3 protein-coding genes are annotated in these 3,442 nt (G+C 63.1%); all 3 read left to right on the plus strand.

The features are described from left to right. Window positions 1-325, plus strand: a 325-nt coding sequence (locus EOC06_RS27370; RefSeq protein WP_245470120.1) for a (2Fe-2S)-binding protein, incomplete at its 5' end; no start/stop codon positions are given. A 123-nt stretch (window positions 326-448) separates the two neighbouring features. Beyond that, window positions 449-2,797 carry a xanthine dehydrogenase family protein molybdopterin-binding subunit gene (locus EOC06_RS27375; protein ID WP_128309241.1) on the plus strand — a complete coding sequence of 783 codons (2,349 nt, stop codon included), beginning with the start codon at window positions 449-451 and terminating at the stop codon, window positions 2,795-2,797. 85 nt (window positions 2,798-2,882) lie between these two features. Continuing rightward, a partial coding sequence (locus EOC06_RS27380; protein WP_245470122.1) for a xanthine dehydrogenase family protein subunit M occupies window positions 2,883-3,442 on the plus strand: 560 nt, incomplete at its 3' end.

The following is a 3,442-nucleotide window of genomic DNA, read 5'->3' on the forward strand; positions in this document are numbered from 1 at the left end:
ATCCTGTACGATGCTCGCGGTGCAGGCCTCCGGCTCCACCGTGCTGACGATCGAGGGCCTGGCCAATGGCGCCGACCTGCATCCGGTGCAGGCCGCCTTCAAGGAACATCACGGGCTGCAATGCGGCTTCTGCACGCCGGGCATGATCATGACGGCGACCGACATGATCAGCCGCCACCCCGAAGGGCTCGACGAGGCGACGGTGCGTGCCGAGCTCGACGGCAACATCTGCCGCTGCACCGGCTACCACAACATCGTCAAGGCGATCCTCGCCGCATCGACGACGATGAAGGGGTCGAAGGGTAAGGCGAGACAAGCTGCTTAGGCAAGGGAATAAGGGAGTAGGGCAGTAGGGGAGTAGGGCAAAAAGGCCAACGCAACGAGGCCCTTTTTCCCTAGTCCCTTACTCCCTACTGCCCTACTCCCATAAATTCCGGAGGAATTTCTGATGGGCATTGAAGGTGTTGGCGCTCGGGTCGCGCGCAAGGAAGACAAACGGTTCATCACGGGCGCCGGCCGCTATGTCGACGACATGGTGGTTCCCGGCATGAAGCACGCCGCCTTCGTGCGCAGTCCGCACGCGCATGCGCAGATCAAGAAGATCGATGTGAAGAAGGCTCAAGGCATGCCCGGCGTCATCGGCGTGCTGACCGGCAAGGAACTCAAGGCCGACGGCATCGGCAATCTCATCTGCGGCTGGATGATCCACTCCAAGGACGGCTCGCCGATGAAGATGGGAGCGTGGTCGCCACTCGCCTTCGACCGGGTCCGTTATGTCGGCGACGCCATCGTCATCGTCGTCGCCGAGACCAAGGGGCAGGCGCGTGATGCCGCCGAGGCGGTCGAGATCACCTACAAGGAGTTGAAGGCCGTCGTCGATGCCTCCAAGGCGATGGACAAGGGTGCGCCGCAGATCCACCCCGAAGCGGACAACAATCTGATCTTCGACTGGGACATCGGCAACGCCGACGACACCGCGGCGGCCTTCGGGAAGGCGGCCCATGTCGTCAAGATGGACATCATCAACAACCGGCTGGTGCCCAATGCCATGGAGCCGCGCGCCGCACTTGGCCATTACGACAAGGCCGAGGATCACTATACCTGCTGGACGACCTCGCAGAATCCGCATGTGGCGCGGCTGGTGATGAGCGCCTTCTACAATGTGGCGCCGGAAAACAAGCTGCGCGTGATCGCGCCCGATGTCGGCGGCGGCTTCGGCTCGAAGATCTACATCTATCCCGAAGAGATCGTCTGCCTGTGGGCGTCGAAGAAGACCGGCGTGCCGGTCAAATGGGTGGCCGACCGGACCGAGAGTTTTCTGACCGACGCGCATGGCCGCGACCATCACACCCATGCTGAAATGGCCTTCGACAAGGACCACAGGATCCTCGGCCTGAAGGTGGAAACCCAGGCCAATCTCGGCGCCTATATGTCGCTGTTTTCATCGGCGACGCCGACCTATCTCTATGCGACGCTGCTGTCGGGCCAGTACAACATCCCGGCCATCCACGCCAATGTGAAGGCGATCTACACCAACACCGCGCCCGTCGATGCCTATCGCGGGGCAGGGCGGCCGGAAGCGACCTTCGTCATGGAGCGCATGATGGAGACGGCGGCCCGCCAGTTCGGCGTTTCGCCGGCCGAGCTGCGGCGCAAGAACTTCGTCACAGCGTTTCCGCATCAGACGCCGGTCATCATGTGCTATGACGCCGGCGACTATGCCGCTTCGCTCGATGCGGCAATGCAGGCGTCGGACTATGCCGGCTTCGCCAAGCGCAAGGCCGCCGCCGCCAACAAGGGGTTGCTGCGCGGCATCGGCATGAGCTGCTACATCGAGGCCTGCGGCATCGCGCCGTCTGCGGCTGTCGGCTCGCTCGGCGCCGGTGTCGGCCTTTGGGAATCGGCGGAAGTGCGCGTCAACGCGGTCGGCACGATCGAGGTGCTGACCGGCTCCCACAGCCACGGCCAGGGCCATGAGACGACCTTCGCGCAACTGGTCAATGAGCGCTTCGGCGTGCCGCTCGATTCGGTCTCGATCGTCCATGGCGATACCGACAAGGTGCAGATGGGCATGGGCACCTATGGCTCGCGTTCGGGTGCGGTCGGCATGTCAGCCATCGTCAAGGCGCTCGACAAGGTCGAGGCCAAGGCCAAGAAGATCGCGGCGCACCTGCTTGAGGCCGACGAAGGCGACATCATCATCGAGAACGGCGCGCTGAAGGTGGCCGGCACCGACAAGAACGTGCCGTGGTTCCAGATGGCGCTGGCCGCCTACACCGCCCACAATCTGCCTGGTGGCATGGAGCCCGGGCTGAAGGAGACGGCGTTCTACGATCCGTCGAATTTCACCTTCCCGGCGGGCTGCTATATCTGCGAGGTCGAGGTCGACCCGGAAACCGGCGTGACCGAGATCGTCCAGTTCGTCGCCGCCGACGATTTCGGCAACATCATCAATCCGATGATCGTCGAGGGCCAGGTGCATGGCGGGCTGGCGCAAGGCATTGGCCAGGCGCTGCTCGAAGGCGCCTATTACGACAACAGCGGACAATTGCTGACCGCGAGCTACATGGACTACACCATGCCGCGCGCCGGCGATTTGCCGTCGTTCAAGGTATCGACCTCGAACACCCCTTGCCCGGGCAATCCGTTGGGGATCAAGGGTTGCGGCGAGGCCGGCGCCATCGGCTCGCCGCCGGCGGTGATCAACGCTATCACCGACGCCATCGGCAGCAACGATCTTGCCATGCCGGCTTCGCCGTCCACCGTGTGGGCCGCGATACGCGCGACGAAACATTGAACGCGAATGGCGAATAGGGGTAGCGAATAGAGAAGAGAATGTTCGCTACTTCCTGCTCGCTCTTTCACCCAGGGGAGAAAGACAAATGTACGCAGTCAACTATCATCGCGCCGCCTCGGTCGCCGATGCCGCCAAGCTGATCAAGACCGGCGACGCCAAGCTGCTTTCGGGCGGTATGACGCTGATCCCGGCGATGAAGACGCGGCTTGCCGCGCCGTCCGACCTTGTCGACCTGTCACGGATCACGGAGCTGCAGGGCGTCACGGTGTCGGGCAAGACCGTCACCATCGGCGCTGCCACCACGCATAATGCTGTTGCCAATGACGAGAAGCTGAAGAAGGCCTGTCCGGCGCTTTCCCATCTGGCATCGCTGATCGGCGATCCGGCGGTGCGTCACAAGGGAACGATCGGCGGCTCGATCGCCAACAACGATCCGGCGGCCGATTATCCGGCAGCGCTGCTGGCGTTGGGCGCGACCATCGTCACCAACAAGCGCGAGATCGCTGCCGACAAGTTCTTCAAGGGCCTGTTTGAGACCTCGTTGAAGGATGGCGAGATCGTCACCGCCGTCACCTTCACCGCGCCGGCCAAGGCGGCCTATGAAAAATTCCGCAATCCGGCATCGCGCTACGCCATCGTCGGCGT

The organism is Mesorhizobium sp. M7A.F.Ca.MR.362.00.0.0 (genome assembly GCF_004023175.1).
Lineage (GTDB): Bacteria > Pseudomonadota > Alphaproteobacteria > Rhizobiales > Rhizobiaceae > Mesorhizobium.